Annotated in this window: 13 protein-coding genes; 6 read left to right on the top strand and 7 right to left on the bottom strand. The window is 44.6% G+C overall.

Annotated elements, in window-relative coordinates:
- A partial coding sequence (locus A7325_RS06020; protein WP_156508506.1) for a transposase occupies nt 1-279 on the top strand: 279 nt, incomplete at its 5' end.
- 20 nt (nt 280-299) lie between these two features.
- Here the strand turns inward: A7325_RS06020 and A7325_RS06015 are convergent.
- The 6 genes from A7325_RS06015 to A7325_RS05990 all read right to left on the bottom strand — a co-directional run bounded on the left by A7325_RS06015 (nt 300) and on the right by A7325_RS05990 (nt 9,499).
- Complete coding sequence (locus tag A7325_RS06015) at nt 300-1,112, bottom strand: pteridine reductase (RefSeq protein ID WP_082894309.1); 813 nt, start codon at nt 1,110-1,112, stop codon at nt 300-302.
- 182 nt (nt 1,113-1,294) lie between these two features.
- Nucleotides 1,295-2,494, bottom strand: a complete 1,200-nt coding sequence (locus A7325_RS06010; protein WP_068405676.1) for a tRNA nucleotidyltransferase — start codon at nt 2,492-2,494, stop codon at nt 1,295-1,297.
- A gap of 162 nt (nt 2,495-2,656) precedes the next feature.
- Nucleotides 2,657-4,978 (bottom strand): NADP-dependent malic enzyme, encoded by a 2,322-nt coding sequence (locus A7325_RS06005; protein ID WP_068405684.1) that lies wholly within the window; start codon nt 4,976-4,978, stop codon nt 2,657-2,659.
- A gap of 336 nt (nt 4,979-5,314) precedes the next feature.
- Complete coding sequence (locus A7325_RS06000) at nt 5,315-6,781, bottom strand: protein adenylyltransferase SelO (protein WP_068405674.1); 1,467 nt, start codon at nt 6,779-6,781, stop codon at nt 5,315-5,317.
- Nucleotides 6,782-7,070: 289 nt separating this feature from the next.
- Nucleotides 7,071-8,468 carry an acyl-CoA desaturase gene (locus A7325_RS05995; RefSeq protein ID WP_068405671.1) on the bottom strand — a complete coding sequence of 466 codons (1,398 nt, stop codon included), beginning with the start codon at nt 8,466-8,468 and terminating at the stop codon, nt 7,071-7,073.
- Between the two features lie 302 nt (nt 8,469-8,770).
- Nucleotides 8,771-9,499 carry a glycerophosphodiester phosphodiesterase gene (locus tag A7325_RS05990; RefSeq protein WP_068405669.1) on the bottom strand — a complete coding sequence of 243 codons (729 nt, stop codon included), beginning with the start codon at nt 9,497-9,499 and terminating at the stop codon, nt 8,771-8,773.
- 383 nt (nt 9,500-9,882) lie between these two features.
- Here A7325_RS05990 and A7325_RS05985 point away from each other — a divergent pair, with 383 nt between their 5' ends.
- The gene (locus A7325_RS05985) at nt 9,883-10,851 is read left to right on the top strand and encodes a hypothetical protein (protein WP_068405666.1); all 969 of its coding nucleotides are present in this window, start codon (nt 9,883-9,885) and stop codon (nt 10,849-10,851) included.
- Nucleotides 10,852-11,005: 154 nt separating this feature from the next.
- Here A7325_RS05985 and A7325_RS05980 read toward each other — a convergent pair whose 3' ends face one another.
- A complete protein-coding gene (locus A7325_RS05980) occupies nt 11,006-11,605 on the bottom strand; it encodes a cob(I)yrinic acid a,c-diamide adenosyltransferase (RefSeq protein WP_068405664.1) in 600 nt (199 codons plus the stop codon).
- A gap of 261 nt (nt 11,606-11,866) precedes the next feature.
- On the opposite strand from A7325_RS05980, the gene cysS reads away from it, so the two are divergent.
- From cysS to glmM, 4 genes are all read left to right on the top strand, one after another.
- Nucleotides 11,867-13,327: a cysteine--tRNA ligase gene (gene cysS, locus A7325_RS05975; protein WP_068405662.1), complete on the top strand. Its 1,461-nt coding sequence runs from the start codon at nt 11,867-11,869 to the stop codon at nt 13,325-13,327.
- 165 nt (nt 13,328-13,492) lie between these two features.
- Nucleotides 13,493-15,535: a mechanosensitive ion channel family protein gene (locus A7325_RS05970; protein ID WP_227514949.1), complete on the top strand. Its 2,043-nt coding sequence runs from the start codon at nt 13,493-13,495 to the stop codon at nt 15,533-15,535.
- A gap of 373 nt (nt 15,536-15,908) precedes the next feature.
- Nucleotides 15,909-17,381 carry an IMP dehydrogenase gene (gene guaB, locus A7325_RS05965; RefSeq protein ID WP_068405659.1) on the top strand — a complete coding sequence of 491 codons (1,473 nt, stop codon included), beginning with the start codon at nt 15,909-15,911 and terminating at the stop codon, nt 17,379-17,381.
- A gap of 416 nt (nt 17,382-17,797) precedes the next feature.
- Complete coding sequence (gene glmM / locus A7325_RS05960; protein WP_068405656.1) at nt 17,798-19,168, top strand: phosphoglucosamine mutase; 1,371 nt, start codon at nt 17,798-17,800, stop codon at nt 19,166-19,168.
- Nucleotides 19,169-19,201 lie beyond the last annotated feature (33 nt).

Here is a 19,201-nt window from a genome sequence, read left to right as displayed (position 1 = left end):
GCTGATTACTTTATTGCTGATAAGGGCTATGACTCAGAGGCTATCAGAGATAAAGCTCGAAGCCATAATATGATACCTGTCATCCCTAAAAGGAAGAATGCCAAACAGCCTAATCCAGAATTTGATAGCTACTTATACAAGCTACGTCATCTTGTTGAAAATATGTTTGCAAGGCTCAAGTATTTTCGTAGTATCGCTACTCGCTATGAGAAGTTAGCTCGTAATTTTAAGTCAATGCTTTATCTGGCATGTACTATCGTTCATTGTAAGATGAATTGAAGACACGCTCTAGTTCTCTGCTAAACATGACCGCCAGCCAATGTCAGGCTACGACCACCATCGACGGCAATTATTTCACCAGTCACATAACTTGCCCGAGCCAAATAAAGCACACTATGGGCAATTTCCTCAGGTTTGCCTATCCGCTGCATAGGAATAGAGTCGATGATGCTTTTTTGCTGCTGCGGGTCAAGCGCTTGGTCGCTATCTGCTTCTGGCAAGATATTGACGCCGGGAGCGACGCCATTGACGCGTACCTCAGGTGCCATATCAAGCGCTAAAGACTGTACCATCATTCGATGTGCCGCCTTTGCCATATTGTAGACGGCATAATTTTTAAAAGGTTTGTTATGCGCATGGATATCGAGTAGGCTAATGATGCAGCCCTGCTGTGTCCTTAAATAAGGATATAAGGCTTGGCTTAATAATAAAGGCGCTTTGGCGTTGGTTAAAAATAATTCATCCCACTGAGCGTGATTGATATGACCAAGCGGACTTGGGTAAAAGCGAGAGGCGTTATGCACTAGGACATCAAGCTGGCCAAAAGCTTGCATGATATTTTGAGTAAATTGCTGTAGCGTCTCGCTATTATTGACAGCCGCCAAATCTGAGATGATGACGACCGCGCTATCAGGGCGACTGTTATTCAGCGCATCCGCTAGGACATTGGCTTCTTGCTCACTATGATGACAATGAATAATGACGCGGTAGCCTTGCTCATGGGCGGCACGAACAATAGCTGCACCAATACGCTTAGCGCCACCGGTGACTACCATTACGGGCGCTGAGGCATGAGAATATTTTGATTGGCTTAAGCTAAATTCTTGGTTCATATTAAAGGTATTTTTATTATGTATAGTAGAATTACTCTAAAATCGATACAGTGCGACTGGGATGAATTTTTCGTAGCCTCTGTGATAACAGCGAGCAAGGAAAATTTATACCAGTCGCAAAAATCTATAACGTGTCGCTTTTATTTTGCACTGACTATAAATTGCTGGTTGAAAGCGCTTGTTTACAAGACAGGTTGTGCTTGTAAATGCTCAATTCTACGTTGTCGTAATGCTTCGCCAATCGCTGGACCTTTTAGATTCTGGTCAATATTATCCATGCTGATTGCATGAAAGCTATTCAACGCGAACATCATTTGGCGGTGCTGTATGGCCAGTTTTAAGACATGACTGGTGACCAAAAGCTGCGAGAGTTTATCGGGCGCTTTATGAGCGCTACAAGTTTGAATAAGATCGATTTTCTCGGCGGCGCTCAGCTGGTCTATGCGGCTAAGATTTTTCGCTTGCTGCACAAATAAAGTGGCGAACTGGCTATGCGCTTTTGGCACCTTTGTACTGTTTCCTATCCCATGAATACCTTTAACCGCTGCCTCTATATTAACCGAAAGAGCTTCTGTAGAGTTTAAAGTAAATAAATCTGTGTTCAGACTGGCCATTAATAACGCCCAGCGCTGCGATAAATTTAATTGCATTTGACCGGCGAAATACAATGCAGTTTGTACAATCTCTCGTATTTGACCGTACTGTTTATCATTCCAAGCTTGCTGTAGTGGAGCAAAATACTCCGTCAACGCCCCAATCTCAAACAGCTGTTGCCAATATACCTGCGGCGATACTTGCATCATAGCACGGCTCGATTCTTGCCAAATGCGCTCACTACTTAAATGCGCAAGCTCGCCTGAGCGCACCAACTCACGCATCAATAGCAAGGTTTCATCGGCAATACTAAAGCCCAAATCATAATAGCGGCCATAAAAACGGGCGGTGCGCAGTACCCGTAATGGGTCTTCACTAAACGCGCTTGATACATGACGCAAGGTTTTGCTATGAATGTCGTTCAAACCGCCATAGTAATCGACTACGTCGCCACTTATCGGCGTATCATCCATAAGGCTTTTGACTTCTATTGCCATGGCATTGACGGTCAAGTCACGACGTTGTAAGTCTTCACGTAACGTCACATCAGGGCTGGCATGTACGCTAAAGCCTTGATAGCCCAGCCCTTGTTTGCGCTCTGTACGCGCCAGCGCATACTCTTCATGACTTATAGGATGCAAAAAAACCGGAAAGTCTGCGCCCACTTGCTGAAATCCTGCCTCTAACATTTCGGTGACCGTCGCGCCAACGACGACAAAGTCTTTGTCTTTGATAGGACGACCCAATAATTGGTCACGGACAGCGCCGCCGACGAGATACACTTGCATAATAGTCTCTTTCTAATTATTCAATATTTGCCATATTATTCTACCCAAAAAAAACCAGTCAACACCGATATAAGTATTGACTGGTTTTAGTATAGCAGACGGTTTCTATAAATGAACGCTAGAAGACCGTCGTAATAAGGCGTTTATATATGACATAAACGACTATTTTTGCTCATTGATTAAGTCTTGAGCTTCAGTAACTGCAAGCGCTGTCATATTGACCACACGGCGTGCTGTCGCTGATGGAGTTAGGATATGCACAGGTTTGCTCGCGCCTAGCAAAATAGGTCCAATAGACGCACTGCCAGTTGCCGTTTTTAGTAGGTTGAAAGCAATATTTGCGGAATCAAGCGTTGGCAAGATAAGCAAGTTTGCTGAGCCTTTTAGGTTACTTGATGGTAAGTCGTTGGCACGAATATGCTCATCAAGGGCCGCATCACCTTGCATCTCACCGTCGAAGTCAAAGTCGACATTCATTTCTGTCAGTAGCTCATACACTCGACGCATTTTTACTGCGCTTTCGCGGTCTGAGGTACCAAAGTTTGAATGCGAAACCAAAGCCACACGCGGCGTAATATTAAAGCGACGTAATTGATCGGCTGCAAGAACCGTCATTTCAGCCAATTGCTCAGCCGTTGGGTCTTCATGGATGTAAGTGTCGGCAATAAAGATATTACGATCTTGCATCAATACCGCATTCATCGCATAAAAATCGCTGACGCCTGCTTTTTTGTCGATAACTCGGCTGACGTATTTTAAATGCAGATGATAGTAGCTAAAAGTACCACAAATCATGCCATCAGCATCACCGTTTTCAACCAGTAGAGCACCGATTAAAGAAGTCTTACGGCGGACATCACGGCGCGCAAGCTCAATACTGACACCATTGCGTTTGTTTTTCTCGTAGTACCCTTGCCAGTAGTCTTTATAGCGTGGGTCATCATCTTGATTAATAATGGTGATGTTCTCGCCATCTTTTAGACGCAGCGCCAATCTTTCAATGTTCTTTTCGATAATCGCTGGGCGACCAACCAAGATTGGATGCGCCAATTGCTCATCAATGACTACTTGTACGGCAAGCAGTACGTTGCGGTCTTCACCTTCACAGTAAACAATGCGTTTAGGATCAGCTTTCGCGCGGGCAAAGATAGGCTTCATCACAAATGCTGAGTTATAAACAAACTCAGACAAACGTTGACGATAGGCTTTCATATCAGAGATAGGCAGGGTTGCTACGCCAGAATCCATCGCCGCTTTGGCAACCGCAGAGGCGATTTCGATGATTAGGTTTGGCTCAAGCGGACCGGGAATTAGATATTCACGGCCAAAGCTTGGCGTGCTCTCAACGTTTTTCACGTTGTTCATTGGTGTCGCTTCAACATGCGCCATCGCCGCAATGGCTTTTACGCAAGCGATTTTCATCTCTTCATTAACGGTGGTTGCGCCAACGTCAAGCGCACCGCGGAAGATGTAAGGGAAGCATAGCGCGTTGTTTACTTGGTTTGGATAATCTGAGCGACCGGTTGCCATGATTACGTCTGGACGTACGGCGTGCGCCAATTCTGGCATAATTTCAGGTGTTGGGTTGGCAAGAGCAAAGACAATCGGGTCTTTTGCCATACGGCGCACCATGTCTTCAGTCAAGGTGCCAGGCATTGATAGGCCTAAGAACATATCGACATCATCCATCACTTCTTCGATGGTAGTGGCGGTGGTATTGCGCGCATAACGCTGCTTGGTTTCATCAAGGTTTTCACGGCTGGTGGTAATGATACCGCGTGAGTCTGATACAAAGATATTGTTTTTATCTACGCCCAGCGCACAAATGATATCCAAGCAAGAGATGGCTGCCGCACCTGCGCCAGAGCAGACCACTTTAATCTCTTCGATTCTTTTGCCAGTAATGAGTAAAGCATTTAACATCGCCGCAGCCACAATAATTGAGGTACCATGTTGGTCATCGTGGAATACCGGAATATTCATGCGCTCACGCAATTCGCGCTCGATTTTGAAACATTCTGGGGCTTTGATGTCTTCAAGGTTAATACCACCAAAAGTAGGCTCAAGCGAGGCAACCGCTTCGATGAACTTATCTGGATCATTTTGGGCAATTTCAATATCAAAAACGTCAATACCAGCAAATTTTTTGAATAAAACCCCTTTACCTTCCATGACAGGCTTAGAGGCCAATGGACCAATATTCCCTAAACCAAGCACCGCAGTACCATTGGTGATCACGCCGACCAAGTTGCTACGAGCAGTATATTTAGCCGCTAACGCTGGATCTCTTTGAATCTCAAGACAAGGTATCGCAACCCCTGGAGAGTAAGCAAGTGCCAAATCGCGTTGGTTGGCCAGTTGCTTGATAGGCGTAACTGAGATTTTACCGGGGCGCGGAAACTCATGGTAGTGTAAGGCAGATTGTTCAAACTGCTCTTTTTCCGTAGTAGGGGTGTCCGTATTCAAAGTGATATCGTCATTCATAATAATTGCCATGGTTGGAATAATTGGAATAAAGTAAATGGTGATAAAAACCAATGTCTATGCTTCAAAATCATGACTATGATAATGAAGGCACATTTATACTAAATACTAAAAAGGTCGTGCTCGGCGACTAGACATCAGCGTAAAAACAGCAATCTCACAGGAAGCGTTATTCTAGCACTATTGGCATTTCACTGCCTAGTCAACTCGGCGCAATCGTGCGAACAATACGATCAAATGATATTCATTATTTTGCTGGTTGATAATGGCAAAAAATACAGTGAAATATCAACCTTAATTGCATAATGTTTCAAAACATTACACAGTGTCGAGTTATTAAGACGAGCAGCTAATTGGCAGCTGTGGCGCATGGGGCGCAGGCGGTGTGGTATCAAGCTCAGTGGCCATGTCTTGGACGTTGTAAGGATTAGCAAGCAAATCAAAGACGCGATTTAATTCATCAAACTGCCCTTGTTCCGCCGCCGTAATCGCGCGCTGCGCCACACTATTACGTAGTATATAAACCGGATTGTTGCTACGCATCTGCTCAATAGCTACCTCGCCAGCTAACGCCTCTAGCGCTGCTAAATACCTTGTTGACCATTGTTGCCAAACGTGCTGTGCCTCATTATTAAACTCAGCAGTCATTTTTGCCAGCAGCTCTTGCTCATAAGGATGTTCATTTGGCGCGACCAAACCCAATAGCGCGCGAAAACTGTTGCTATAGTCGAGCAAATTATCTTCTAACAAAGTTAACCACTCAAAAGCAAGGGTCAAACTTTCTTTAGTGTGCGGCAGCCCAAGCTTACGGCAGAGTCCTTGCTGGTAATGCTGCATAAAGGTCGCTTCATACGGCGCTAGGCAATCAGCCAAGGTATCGCGTGTTACGCCATTTAAGCGCATAAAGTGCGGGAGCCAAATATTTAAGTTCCAATGACCGATAGCAGGTTGGTTTTGATAGGCATAACGTCCAGTATGATCAGAATGATTGTTAATCCACGCAGGGTTAAAGCGCTCCATAAAACCAAACGGACCAAAGTCTAAGGTACTGCCCGTAATCGATAGGTTGTCAGTATTCATCACCCCATGGGCAAAGCCAATCAATTGCCAATCGGCAATCATACGTGCGGTTCGCTCAACCACCGCTTGTAAAAATGTTAAGACTGGCGCTTCACTGTCACGGCATTCTGGATAGTAAGTATCAATCATATAGTCGGTAAACTCGCCAAGTAAGTCGGGTGCAAAGCTTGCAATCCACTCAACATGACCGAGGCGAATATGGCTGTCAGCGACGCGCATCAATGCCGCGCCTGCTTCCATACGCTCACGGCGGACACGTGTATCAGACACCACAAATCCTAAAGCATTAGACGAAGGAATGCCAAGCTGGGTCAGCGCATGGCCGCATAAATACTCGCGAATGGTACTACGTAACACCGCGCGCCCATCGCCCATGCGTGAGTAAGGGGTTAGACCAATGCCCTTTAAATGTAAATCTTGTAATTTATCATTATTATCGAGCACTTGCGCCATGAGTAAACCCCGCCCATCGCCCAATTGTCCGGCCCACTGTCCGAACTGGTGACCAGCATAGGCCATGGACAGCGGTCGAAACTCAGCTGGCACGTATTGACCCCCTAATATTTCAACCCAACGCGCCATCAGCTCATCGTCATCGAGCCAGCCTAATTGCTTGGCAACTTCGGTGTTAAAGTGACCAGCGCGCGGATTATCAAGCGGTGTCGGCTGCTGTTCATGATAAAGGCGAGTATCTAATGTGACGTAAGTATTTTGATAGCGCATAGGTGCGTTCCAATATAGAGGTATGTATTTTTAATATAAAAACTTAAGGTTAAAAGCGAGTAATGAAAGCGTGTAAAGAGAGTAATAAACTTACTATAGCATAGCCTTAATAATGCCGCGTTTCACTCTGTCCATCTCTTGTAATTGCTGTATAAACAGTGCGCGAGCAAAAATAATAAGTATGTAAACGAGCAGCGCACAACTCATGGCTGAAAAAAACCCCCTATCTTTACAGATAGAGGGCAGGAGAAACGTACAATAAAAACTAAGATAATAAATCTATAAACGTTTACGCCGCTTTTGGACTTTGACCGATAGAGCGAAACGCCGTTTTTAGATTGCTGTTATGCGCCAGTATCTTTTGCTCAACTTTGGCATAGTCGTGCTTTAGCATCTCTTCAACTTCATGCAGGCGATCGGCAAACTCGGTCTTTTTTAGCTCAATAGTTTTGGCTTTTAGCGCTTTCCATTCTTCGACCGTTTGCGTAAAGGCTTCATATTCAAACTTGATACGATCTTGGAAACTCTTCATCGCATGTGGAATATCTAGACCGTTCGCAGTAACACTATCAATCTGCTGTTGAGCCTTTTTGAACTGCATTTGCACTTCAGCATGCTTAATGGTGGTGTCGTCAACCGTGCGTAATTCGCTGGTTAGCCCAAGTTTAGATAAGCCCAAGATGAGCCATTTAGTTGGATCATATTGCCACCATTTCACGCCATTACGATAGTCGTATTGGAAGAAGTGATGATAGTTATGATAACCCTCACCCCACGTAAAGATAGCAAGGAAAAAGTTATCGCGTGCACTATTGGTATCCGTATAAGGACGCGTACCAAACATGTGGCATAGCGAGTTAATAAAGAAGGTAAAGTGGTGGGTCAGTACCAAGCGCAGTAGACCTGCCAATACGAGCGTGCCCCAAACGTCACCTATTAACCAACCAATTGCCGCAACCATCGCAACGTTGGTAGCCAGTACCCATAAACCATAGTATTTATGCTGAATCTGTAGCACTTTATCTTTGGTCAAATCAGGAATGTTTTTATAATCAAAGCGACCACTAGGATAATTGCGTAACATCCAACCGATATGACTGAACCAAAAACCACGCCTTGCTGAATAAGGATCTTCCATGCGGTCATCAACATGACGATGATGCGTACGGTGGCCCGATACCCAGTCAAAAGCAGAGCCTTGAACCGCAAGGGTTGAGCCAAGTAATAGGAAGTTTTTTACCAAGGGATGGGCTTTATAAGCGCGATGCGACAATAGGCGGTGATAGCCTGCAGTGATACTAATACCGGTCCAAACCATAAAGGCACCAAATACACCCCAAACCGGCGCACTAACTTGATGGGTCAGTAAGTACCATGGCGTAATGACGGCAGCAGCAATAGGCGTTGCAATCAGAAAAATCGCTGGAACCAAGTTGATTGGCGACTTTTGAAATTCAAGCTCAAGCGGATCGATACCCTCATAGTTAGCGACTGCATTGGCATCTTTATAACCGCTCGTCGTCGCAAACTGCGTATCGGCAGCCTCATCAGTTTTGCTTTTGCCAGTATCAAGCCACGTATTCACGCGCAGCGCCTGAGTACCAGCATGCTGTATAAGCGAATCACCCGACTTCATGGCGAAACGCAAGCCCTTAAGTGGTAAGCCTATTACTTTTTTAGCAATCATGTAATATTCCTAATGATATTAATTTCAGCCTCCATATTACCCTAAAAGACTAGTAAAGTGAACAGTTATACACTAGAAAAATATTGCTAAATAACAATAACTTGTAGGAGTTATGGTAGTGATTAACCCAAATAATCCCTTACTTATCAGCAATTAAGTGAAAGTGTAAGTAAAAAGATAAATATGTGTGCGATAAAAATGTATAAATGACTATCAGGCAATTAATTAGCTGGCTTTTTTAAGCCATTTTCAAGCAAGATTTTTGGATATAAAGAGAAAGAGGGCGTGGGAGGTTTACTTACTTAGCGCGTGAGAAAATAGGTTGGATAATCGGTGATGATGACGTCGACTTGCCACGTAATAAGTTGTTTAATCATCTCGCTATCATTGACGGTCCACGCGCTGACTGGTAAGTGATAACGATGACAGTGCTTAATGACTGCTTGAGTCAGCAATGGATAGTGAATACCTAGCTGGACGCAGCCAAGTTGCAGGGCAGTTTGTGGTGCGCTTAGCAAAGTTTTAGGGGTGCGAATAAGTAAACCACGCGGAATATGTTGTAAGGTTTTATTGCGTTGTAGCCGCGCGTGTAATTCGACATCAAAGCTGGTCAGCGCTATGGGTAAGCTGGCAAGCGGACTGTCGATTAAATCGTGCATTAACGCCTTGATTAATTTACTGTAATCGGTGCGCTCATGCGTCTTAATTTCCAGCTCAATATAGCCAAAACCTGTTAGTACAGAGGCTATTTCGGCTAAGGGCGTAATCTGATGACCGGACTGCAAATAGCGCCCAATCTCGGCAAGACTCAACTGGTCAATGCAGGATTGCTGAGCGCATAGGCGTTGTAAATTATCATCGTGAAAGACCAGCAAGTGACCATCGGCGCTTAGTTGCACATCAAATTCAACGCCTATCAAACCCGCGCTTTGTAGATTTTGCGCCAGTTTAAAGCCTGCTAAGGTGTTTTCTAGCGCTTCACCGCGCGCGCCGCGATGGCCCAATAAAAGGGTATTTTTAAAATTTATCATTATTAATAGCTATCAAAAATTCTTATCGCTATCATATCGTCTCTGCAAAATGGGGTCTAATAAAATATTTATCTGAGAACAGAAGCATTACTTATATAGCGTACGTAGGAGCTGCAGCTACGATATAAAATATGTCTTTGTAGCTTTTTTGCAACCAAAGCAAGGTTTTGTACACAATGTTGGACGTTATTTGTATATCAATAGGCTACACTGATGACCATTTAAATCAAACACCGTATAATAACGTGGTTTTCAAAACTTGCATGGCAATCTTTACTACACCGTCGTTACCATTTAAATGTCATGATGCGCGTGTAAGTTTTTGAATGTTAAAACACTGGCCGTCAGTGGCGGTACGAATCAGGAAATTGGAGCAAAAAAAGATGAGCGTAGCAAATAAGAGTTTGAGCAAGTGGTATAAGGTTGCTGGTATTGGTATCGCCTGTAGTTTGGTACTTACAGGCTGTAACCGCTCAGAAAAAGAAGAGACCACAGAAACTGCCGAGCTAACCGAAGAGACCGCCACTAACGAAAACGCGGCTGCTACAGCGGTAAGTTGTGATGATCCAATGGTACAAGATCGCCTCAAATCAACCTTAAAAAATACGCTCAATCAACAAGCGCAAACCTTGGCAGCAAGTTACGCTAACGATGCTGAAATTGCTTTAAATGGTGGCGTTGTCAGTGGTAAAACCAATGGTATCGTCATCGATGTGCAAAACGCTGCGGTATTACAAGCCACAAATGATAATGGTATGACTACCTGTCAGGCGAGTGTCAGCATGACTTTGCCAAGTGAAGATTTATACCAAGCCAGCCAGCTGCAAGCCGCTAACAATCAGCCAAGCTTACAATCACGCCTAGCCAATGACAATATTCGTATCAATAATAACATGCTCGTTGACGATGCCTTTACGTATGTCGTTGGTACTCAAGGCGGTCAAGTACGTACGCGTATCGCTGGACAACCAGCATTGCTGACCGTGGTATCAGAAGTGGTGGCAGGCTCAGCCTTTCAGACAGCGCTAGAAGAGCAGCGTGCCGCGCAAGCAGCCGAACGCCGCCGTCAAGCGGCACAAAACAATACCGAAAACCAAACTCGTCAACCAAGACCGGTAACGCCAGCGGCCCCTGTGCGTCCAGCTGAGCCAGCTACGCCACCGACTGTCAATCAAAATAGCAGCAGTCAAAACAGTAGCCAGAACACGAGTAATCAGGATAACCAAAGCAATAACCAAGCTGCCCCAACGCCTAGTACTTCAGCGCCTGCGACTCCAGCTGCACCTAAGTCAGTCCCTAAAGATGACAGTATCGATATGGTGATTATCGAAGATAAAGACGCGACTTATTAATTATTAATAACCTCTCAGTTTTTTAATAAAATGTCAGTATCGATTATTTAAGCCTAGCGTTTGAAATTTAAAAGCCCGCAACTTACGATATTTGCGGGCTTTTTGCTTGCATGGATTTTTAGCGGTCAATTTTTGAAGGTCAGTAAAAGCTAAACTATTTATTCTCAGCGAATTTTTGTAATACTTGACTGTCCCATAGCACTTCAGAAACTTGCTCAGGGTCAGTGCAAAAACGCGCAGCAACAAACAGCCAGTCAGACAGGCGATTGATAAGGCTAACTGCCGTTGGACGAATAGCTTCTGGGCGCTGCTGTTGCAATAGCACCGCTTGACGCTCAGCACGGCGACAGACGGTACGGGCGACATGCAGTTGACTGACCAACACTGAACCTGTCGGTAGGATAAAATCTTTTAGCGCCGGCAAGGTGCTATTCATCGCGTCAATCTGCTGCTCTAACCATGCAATGTGCGCGCTATTCACGCCTTCATATTCTGGCATGGCAAGCTCGCCACCGATATTAAATAGCAGATGCTGAATAATCACTAATGCTTGGGCAAAGTCGGCTTCTTTTGTCGCGTCAGTCGAGTTTTGCGTCAACTGCGCGCGTACCAAACCAATATGTGAGTTAAGCTCGTCGACATCACCCATAACGCTAAATAGATTGTCCGCTTTACTCACGCGGCTGCCATCTGCCATGCCTGTGGTACCGTCATCGCCAGTACGTGTATATATTTTGCTTAAACGATTGCCCATGTTTTTATCCTTAAAGGTTAGTGTTTGTTAAAAAGTCAGTATTTTTTAGCATTGCGAATGTTAGTTATGCGCACATTGTAGTATTTTACGAGCATTTTCGCTAAGATAATGGGTTAAGTTTTATACTGCTGCTTTTTCAAAAAGAATAATGACGCTAAATATTGTTATAACTAAGCTATAAATAAGCGTTTTCATTATTTAGTGTGCAGTAAGAATATTCTCGTTTCACTCTTATCTTTTTTATCAAAAGGCTTTTTTACTATGACCACACCTCTTGCAGACGCGATGTCTCAGCTTGCCATTTATGACTCACTTAACGGACGCAAGCAGGTATTTAAGCCGCTGGTTGCGGGCAAAGTCGGCATGTATGTGTGCGGAATGACGGTCTACGATTATTGTCATATCGGTCATGCGCGGATGATGGTTGCTTTTGATATGGCGGTGCGTTGGCTTAAGCAATTGGGCTATGAGGTTAATTATGTGCGTAATATCACCGATATAGATGACAAAATTATCACTCGCGCAGCCGAAAACGGCGAAGAGATTGGCGCACTAACGCAGCGTTTTATCACCGCGATGCACGAAGATTTCTCAGCCCTTGGCTGCTTAGCACCCGATGCTGAGCCACGTGCGACTGATTATATCGACGAGATGCAGCAGATGATTGGCAATTTGGTCAGCAATGACTATGCGTACGCTGGCGATAATGGCGATGTCTATTATGCAGTCGATAGCTTTCCAGATTATGGCAAATTATCCAAGCGCAATTTGGACGATATGCAAGCGGGCTCGCGCGTCGATGTCGAAAACGACAAGCGCAATCCGTTTGACTTTGTATTGTGGAAAGCGGCGAAACCTAGTGAGCCACAATGGGCATCGCCGTGGGGTCAAGGGCGTCCGGGCTGGCATATCGAATGCTCGGCGATGTCGACCAAATGCCTTGGTAATACTTTTGATATTCACGGCGGCGGGCATGATTTACAGTTTCCGCATCATGAAAACGAGATAGCGCAATCTGAGGCCGCGACGGGCTGCGAGTACGCGCGTAATTGGATGCATGTTGGCTTTATCAATGTCGATGGCGAAAAGATGTCCAAATCGCTAAATAACTTCTTTACCATTCGCGATGTGATTGCCAAGTATCATTCTGAAACGGTGCGCTTTTTCTTGTTATCAAGTCACTATCGCAGCCAAGTGAATTTCTCAGACAAAGCCTTAGATGAAGCGCACAATAGCCTAAGCAGATTATATCAAGCATTAAAAGCGGCTGAACAGCAAAAAGGACAAACACTCATTATCGATGATGTGCTAACAAACTCTGCTTATGATAGTGCGGCAGGACAAGACTTTATCAAAGCCATGAATGATGATTTTAATAGCTCAACGGCTATTAGCGTATTATTTGGGCTGGCACGTGACATTAATAAAGCGCTCAAAAGCGAAGATGCAGAGGCTGCATGGCAGTTAGCGCAGCAACTAAAAGCTTTGGCACAGACATTAAATATATTGCAGCTACCGGTACAGCAGTTTTTACAAGCGGTCGTGGGTGAGGCGCAAGAAGGTGGTTTGTCCGATGACGCTATCGATGGATTAATCACCGAGCGTGCCGATGCCAAAACCAATAAAAACTTTGCCCGTGCTGATGAGATACGTGAGCAGTTAAAAGAGGCGGGAATTGAGCTTGAAGACAGCCGTGCGGGTACGACTTGGCGCCGTGCTTAAATCGTATTCTGGCTATAAGCAATTGTATCAATTAACATTTTACCCTCAAATTAAGTCAGCTTTATGCTGGCTTTTTTTGGTTCAGTGCATTAGCTTTATCTTATAGTCAAAATTAATGCTTAACTCTACTAAATCATTTCATTAATCAGCCTAGAACCTTAACGTATGAAACATTCCTCTCAGTCTTTGATGGCTAAAAATATCCAAGCTCCGTATATGGGCAATATGGGCGACGCTGATGTTTCTGGTTGTAAGAGTCTAGATACTATTAAAGGTAGGCATAAATTAACCGTGAGGCATTTGAACATACGTCATTTTATTTTCAGTATTTCCGTTATTATCCTAAGTATTGTTTATCTGCCGGCTTATGCGGCTAGTCATTCAGCGAATGACAATGCAACGATCAACAATCAAAACGAAACAACGGCGCCAATCACCGAGGCGCCAGAAAACATCGTTGACTATGCATCGCAACGGATTGATAAGCTCAAAAAAGAGGGCGTCAGTGTCTCTGCGCTTGCCGAAGAGGTCATTAGTCCGTTTGAGAAAAAAACCGAACAGCAAGCGGGGGTATTACAGGGTGATTCCGGTCTGACTGGCGACTATAACGAAAGTTATTATGCCTTAAATAAGCTCAATGTCGGCTTGCCGCCACTATCTGAGCCACCGAATTTATCGACACCACTGGCAACGCTAGAGTTTTTTCAATCGGCAGTTATCAAGCAGCAGTATGATTTGGCCGCTTATGCGCTCAATATGAACTTGATTGACGAGGAGTTGCAGCGTAATCAAGCAATAGAGCTTGCCAAACAGCTCGATTTTTTATTGATGGAAAAAAAGCTGTATGCGTTTGATAAGTTGCCTGACCGTCCTGATGGTTTGATAGAACCGCCGCTTGGTAGCAATAATAGTATCCAAGGCATCCCTCGGCGCTCAATCCAGTTGGGTTATATCGACTATCGTGATCGCCGTGTGCCGCTGCATCTTGAGCGCGTACGTATCGATGACAGCCCGCCTTTTTGGGTGTTTTCCGCGCAAACGGTCGCCAATATCAATAAGCTGTATGAGCAATATCAGCCTGCTAAATTTGAGCGTTATTTACCCGACTGGACCAAATTAAAAGTTTTCGGCATTGCCATTTGGGAATTTATCGCCTTATTTTTGTTCTTTTTCTTTACCATGGGCGCTGGTTGGTTGCTCAGTAAAGCGGCTGGTAAACTGCTCAATTGGTACGTTTTAGACAAAGAGGGCAATCGGCTTGCCACCATTCATCATAACGGCGTCGAGGACTTGGTCAATAAGCTGACCGTGCCTTTGACGTTTACCATCAGTTTTTCCGCTGTTTATACTTTGGTATCGGGCGGTTTTCCTTACTTAGATGCGCTTGCCTCATCGACACGCCCCATTATTTGGATTGGGCTGGTGCTGAGCGCTATGTGGCTGGGTACACGCGCCATTAATTTCTTTGCCAATCGTTATAAAGATTTGCAAATCGAGAATTTGAGCGAAGAGCAGTTTGATAAAGGCCGCAGTCGCCGCACCTATGTGTCTATTTTTCGCCGCGTCTTTATCTTTGTGATGATTTTAGGCGGTATTTGGATAGGTTTGAGTGAATTTACCAATATTGATGGTTTGGGTAAAACCTTACTTACCTCGGCAGGTATTGCGGGTGCGGTGATAGGTATTGCTGCCCAGCCTATTTTGGGTAATATCATCGCAGGCATGCAAGTGGCTATTACCCAGCCGGTGCGTATCGGCGATACGGTGATGATGGAGGACGAGTGGTGCACGATTGAGGATTTGGGTTATACCTATGCGGTACTAAAAACCTGGGATGAGCGCCGTTTGATTGTGCCGATGCGGCATTTTATCACTGAGATTGTCGAGAACTGGTCACATACCGAGTCGCATCAAATCTCAGTGATTTATTTATATGTCGATTATGGCGCTGATATCGAAGCGATACGACAAAAATATATTGAGCTGGTCAAAGACAGTGAGCTATGGGATAGTAACACCGAGCCTGAGATGTATACGGTATCGGTAACAGAGACCACTATCAAGCTGCGCTGTAGCCAAGCGTCCGATAGCCCGCTCAATGCTTGGTTACTTGAATGTGAAGTGCGTGAGCAAATGCTAAGCTACTTATATAGTGAACAAAAGGATTATCTACCAGCGGAACGTTTTATCGTCAAAACAGAAACATAGTAACGATGTAAGAGCATGGCAAAACAAAGGCATCATCTAGCAAAATAAGCTGACAAATATGTTATGCGAAGGCTTGCTTTATTTGTTATAATATGGCGTTATTTTTAAGGGATAATTCAGTTATTAAGCGTCGGGTAATCAGATGTTAGAAGGTTTAGAAGCGCGGTATTAGCAATTCTACTTTCCTAAGCATTTTATTACCGCTGATAAACAGATAACATGCCGAGTGATATCCGTATTTAAGGTTTGTTCCTCATGGTTTTTTCACAATTCTAGCCGCTTTATGTTGGCGTATTGATTTTGATAAAGCTTTTGTTTATCGACGTGATACTGCATTGCCCACCCATCAAAATAACCACCACTAGGGGTCTGTATGTTGCGAATTGTCGATGAAGCCTTAACCTTTGATGACGTTTTATTATTACCAGCTTATTCTGAAATCCTACCAAAAGCTGCTGATTTAACGACCCGCCTAACCAAAAATATCACTTTAAACTTACCGATGATTTCGGCTGCGATGGATACCGTCACTGAATCTGAGATGGCCATCACTATGGCGCAGCTTGGTGGTTTGGGTATTTTGCACAAGAGCATGGATATCGATAAACAGGCCATGCAAGTACGCCGCGTGAAAAAATTCGAAGCCGGTACAGTTGTCGACCCCATCACCGTGCACCCAGAGATGACCATCGGTGAGCTATTAAGATTGACCCAAGATAACAACATCTCAGGGGTGCCTGTGGTTGAGAAGGGTACTGATAAAGTCATTGGTATCGTCACCCATCGTGATTGGCGCTTTGAAACCAATTTGTCACTACCAGTTAGCCATATCATGACGCCAAAAGATCAGCTGGTCACCGTCAAAGAAGGTGAAAGCAATGAAAATATCAAAAAATTACTTCACGAGCACCGTATCGAAAAAGTGATTGTGATTAATGATGATTTTCGTTTGCGTGGTTTGATTACGGTCAATGATTTCTCTAAAGCAGAAAATAACCCTAATGCTTGTAAAGATGAGCAGGGTCGCCTGCGCGTTGGTGCGGCTGTCGGTACTGGCGCTGATACCCAAGCCCGTGTTGAAGCTTTGATTGCCGCTGATGTCGATATCATCGTTGTCGATACCGCGCATGGTCACTCAAAAGGCGTGATTGATAAAGTTTCTTGGATTAAAAAGCACTATCCAAACGTTCAGGTTATCGGCGGTAATATTGCCACAGGTGATGCCGCTAAAGCATTACGTGATGCCGGTGCAGATGCCGTTAAAGTAGGTATTGGTCCTGGGTCTATCTGTACCACGCGTATTATCGCGGGTGTTGGTATGCCGCAAATCTCGGCAATCGATAGTGTCGCAAGCGCGCTACAAGGCAGTATTCCACTGATTGCTGATGGCGGTATTCGCTATTCAGGCGATATGGCCAAAGCCATTGCTGCCGGCGCGTCGTGCATCATGGTTGGCTCATTGATGGCGGGTACCGAAGAAGCGCCGGGTGAGGTTGAGCTATTCCAAGGTCGCTACTATAAAGCCTATCGCGGCATGGGAAGCTTGGGCGCGATGTCAGGTCAAAACGGCTCATCAGATCGCTATTTCCAAGATGCCAAAGACGGCGTAGAAAAACTGGTACCAGAAGGTATTGAAGGCCGCGTACCTTATAAAGGCCCAGTTTCTGGTATTGTCAATCAGATGATGGGCGGTCTACGCTCATCGATGGGTTATACTGGTTGTGCAACCATTGAAGAGATGCGCACGAAGCCGCAGTTTGTAAAAGTCACTTCAGCGGGTATGAAAGAATCTCATGTCCATGATGTGCAGATTACCAAAGAAGCACCTAATTATCGCGTTGATTAATCATTTCTTAACGCTAGTTATGTGTAGGTTATCGGCTCTGTAGCGTTGCCGTGATACCAAGATACAAACAGCCAACAATGCTTTGTTATTGTTGGCTGTTTTTTTTGTAAAATACAACATTAAACTCTTCTATCTATAACTTAGACGCCTTTTTATTATTTAGACGCCTTGTCTAGGTTTAAGGCTTATACTTGATGTGTTTTAAAAATACTTCGGCATTGCTGGAGTGAGTTTTTAGTAGCCTTAAAAAGGATAAGGCGCATAGAAAGAGAGCAAAAAAAAGAAAATTTATAGCAGCAGATAGTTTTAAAAGGGTTTCTAAAAAAGCGATTGTCTATCAATTAGCTTCTTTTAAACCAATGACAGTCTGGGCGTCCGTTTGATTTTTTACTTTATAAAATTGAGGAATAATAATAATGAGTTACTTTGGCACTGATGGTATTCGCGGCAAATTTGGTGAGTTACCGATTACCCCTGATTTTATTTTGAAGTTAGGTTATGTGACGGGGCTGGTGCTGATAGAAAATAATAATAATCCTGCGCGCAAACCCAGTGTGGTGATAGGTAAAGATACGCGTCTGTCCGGCTATGTGATTGAAGGGGCGCTGCAGGCAGGCTTTAATGCAGCTGGGGTTGACGTCCATATGCTAGGGCCGCTACCGACGCCTGCTATCGCGCATTTGACCCGCAGTTTTAACGCCGATGCTGGTGTGGTGATTTCTGCTTCGCACAATCCTTATTTTGATAATGGCATCAAGTTCTTCTCAGGTGATGGCAAAAAACTGACCGATGAGATGCAAAGCGCGATCAATGATAAATTGACCGCAATTATGGACGCCTCAAATTCCGCTAATAATGCCATCATGCCAATCCTTGATCCGGCGCAACTGGGCAAAAACAATCGTATTAATGATGCGAAAGGCCGCTATATCGAATTTTGCAAAGGCAGTTTCCCTTATCAATATGACTTGGACCATTTAACCGTCGTCGTCGACTGTGCCAATGGTGCAGGTTATAGCGTTGCGCCGCGTGTTATGCGTGAGCTTGGCGCCAATGTTATCGCAATTAATAACAAACCCGATGGTATCAATATCAATGCCAATTGCGGCTCAACCCATCCTGAGAGTCTGCAAAAAGCGGTACTCGAATATGAAGCCGATGTCGGTATTGCTTTAGATGGCGATGGTGACCGTATCGTGATGGTCGATGAAGCCGGTGAGCTGGTCGATGGCGATGGTATTTTGTATGTACTTGCTACTCAAGGTCAAACCAAAGCTGAAGGCGTTGTGGGGACCTTGATGAGTAACATGGGCTTAGAGTTGGCGTTAAAAGACGCGGATATCGCCTTTACCCGTGCAAAAGTTGGCGACCGCTATGTCATGCAAGAGCTTGAAGCCAATGGTTGGATATTGGGCGGTGAGCCATCTGGTCATATTTTATGCTTGGATAAAAGCCGCACGGGCGATGCCATTATCGCAGGCTTACAAGTGCTGGCAGTGATGCAAGCACGTGGTAAGGCGCTTAGCGATTTGACCGAAGGCTTTGAAGTGTTACCACAAAAACTGGTCAATGTGCGCTTATCGCAAATGCAAGATCCGTTTGAGCATGAAGAGCTTGTCGCAGCTTTTGATAAAGCGCGCGCTACTTTAGAAGGTCGTGGTCGCCTGCTTATCCGTCAGTCAGGTACAGAGCCGATGATTCGGGTCATGGTTGAGTCAGACGATGAGATAGAATGTGATGTGATGGCCAACGATTTAGCCGATAAAATCAAAACGGTTTTAGGCTAAACGTCTTGGTTAAATACATTTATATTAATAATA

It is taken from the genome of Psychrobacter sp. SHUES1, assembly GCF_001652315.1.
Lineage (GTDB): Bacteria > Pseudomonadota > Gammaproteobacteria > Pseudomonadales > Moraxellaceae > Psychrobacter > Psychrobacter faecalis.
Note: the sequence above shows the minus strand (reverse complement) of the source record. Positions and strands in the feature narration are given on the sequence as shown.

Coding starts and splice junctions, on each gene's coding strand:
- glmM (WP_068405656.1), top strand. CDS start 17,798: ATGAGTTACTTTGGCACTGATGGTATTCGCGGCAAATTTGGTGAGTTA.
- A7325_RS06010 (WP_068405676.1), bottom strand. CDS start 2,494: ATGCAAGTGTATCTCGTCGGCGGCGCTGTCCGTGACCAATTATTGGGT.
- A7325_RS05990 (WP_068405669.1), bottom strand. CDS start 9,499: ATGATAAATTTTAAAAATACCCTTTTATTGGGCCATCGCGGCGCGCGC.
- A7325_RS05995 (WP_068405671.1), bottom strand. CDS start 8,468: ATGATTGCTAAAAAAGTAATAGGCTTACCACTTAAGGGCTTGCGTTTC.
- guaB (WP_068405659.1), top strand. CDS start 15,909: ATGTTGCGAATTGTCGATGAAGCCTTAACCTTTGATGACGTTTTATTA.
- A7325_RS05980 (WP_068405664.1), bottom strand. CDS start 11,605: ATGGGCAATCGTTTAAGCAAAATATATACACGTACTGGCGATGACGGT.
- A7325_RS06005 (WP_068405684.1), bottom strand. CDS start 4,978: ATGAATGACGATATCACTTTGAATACGGACACCCCTACTACGGAAAAA.
- A7325_RS06000 (WP_068405674.1), bottom strand. CDS start 6,781: ATGCGCTATCAAAATACTTACGTCACATTAGATACTCGCCTTTATCAT.
- A7325_RS06015 (WP_082894309.1), bottom strand. CDS start 1,112: ATGAACCAAGAATTTAGCTTAAGCCAATCAAAATATTCTCATGCCTCA.
- cysS (WP_068405662.1), top strand. CDS start 11,867: ATGACCACACCTCTTGCAGACGCGATGTCTCAGCTTGCCATTTATGAC.
- A7325_RS05970 (WP_227514949.1), top strand. CDS start 13,493: ATGAAACATTCCTCTCAGTCTTTGATGGCTAAAAATATCCAAGCTCCG.
- A7325_RS05985 (WP_068405666.1), top strand. CDS start 9,883: ATGAGCGTAGCAAATAAGAGTTTGAGCAAGTGGTATAAGGTTGCTGGT.